The sequence below is a fragment of the Blastomonas sp. UPD001 genome (genome assembly GCF_003426715.1).
In the GTDB taxonomy this organism is placed as follows: Bacteria; Pseudomonadota; Alphaproteobacteria; order Sphingomonadales; family Sphingomonadaceae; genus Blastomonas.
Window position 1 is genome coordinate 1 of the sequence record NZ_QKVT01000065.1, and the last position, 1291, is coordinate 1291.

Below are 1291 nucleotides of genomic sequence, written 5' to 3' on the forward strand. Positions count from 1 at the left end.
CGCCGTCGGGCAGCGCGGCGCGCGCCGCCTCGGCGGCCTGGCGGTCGTGCGCGGCGGCTTCGGCATCGGCGGCCAGGCGCTCGATGCGCTCGGCGAGATCGTCGCGGCGCTCGGCATCGCGCTGCAGCGCGTGTTCGGTCTGGTCGCGGTCGCGCAATGCCTGGCGCTCGGCTGACTCGGCGGCGGCCAGCGCGCGGCCATGCTCGGCGATCCGCGCCTGCACATCGGCGAGTTGCTGCTGTGCCTGCGCCAGCGCGGCCTCTGCGCCCTCCAGCCGCTCGGCCAGGACTGGGCGAGTTGCTTCGAGTTCGGTCAGCCGGGTGCGCCGCTCGAGCCGTTCTGCCGCAGCAGCGCCGTCGCCGCGCGAAACGAAGCCGTCCCAGCGGCGCACCCGGCCATCGTGCGTGACCAGCCGGACGCCGGGGGCGAGCGTCCGTCCGGCATCGATCTGTGCAACCATGACCAGCGACAGCCGCGCGGCGAGAGCCTCAGGCGCGCGCACATGGTCGGCGAGCCACGTGCAGCCATCGGGCAGCGCGGGGCGATCGGCGGGCAGCTCGGCCCCGGTCCAGAAGCGACCGTCCCCAACAGCCTCGGCGATCGGTGCGCTCAGGTCATCGCCCAGCGCCGCCGCGAGCGCCTTTTCATAGCCCCTGTCGGCCTGGACCTGGTCGAGCGCGCGCTCGCCTCCGCCCGGCCGCCTTGCCAGGTCGCGGGCCAATGCCTCGATCTCGCGCGTCATCGCGTTGAGCTCGGCGCGCAGCGTCGCAAGCTCGCTCTGCGCCGCATCGCGCGTGGAGACGACGGCATCGCGACCCGATTGCGCTTCGGCCACCGCCGCCGCAGCCGCTACCCTGGCGTCCGCGGCCTGCGCGCATTCGGCGAGCGCCTCGTCGCGCAGCTGCGCCAGTTCTGCGGCATCGCCGAGCCCGGCGAGCTGGGCACGCGTGCGCTGCAATTCCTCGTCGGCACGGCGATGGCGCGCCAGCGCGGTGGCGAGCGCGGCATCGGCGACCTTGATGTCGGCATCGGTGCGCGCGAGCTCGGCCCTCGCTTCGGCCAGCGCCAGCTCGGCCTCGCGCACCGCGCGTTCGGCATTGTCCTGCGCATGCGCGAGCACCGGCCCGCGCGCTTCCTCGGCGGCGATATCGGCCTGGACGCGGGCGTTTTCCGCCTCCAGCCGTTCGAGCGCGGCGGTGGCGTCGTGGGTGAGGCGGTCTTCGCGCGCGCTATCCTCGGCGATGCGCGTCTGTTGCCGGTCGAGATCGGACAGGCGCTGGGCGGCGGCATC

The 1291-nt window shown here is 74.7% G+C and carries 1 protein-coding gene; it reads right to left on the reverse strand.

Annotated elements, in window-relative coordinates; genetic code table 11:
• Positions 1 to 1291, reverse strand: a 1291-nt coding sequence (locus tag DM995_RS18410; protein ID WP_502696619.1) for a coiled-coil domain-containing protein, incomplete at both ends; no start/stop codon positions are given.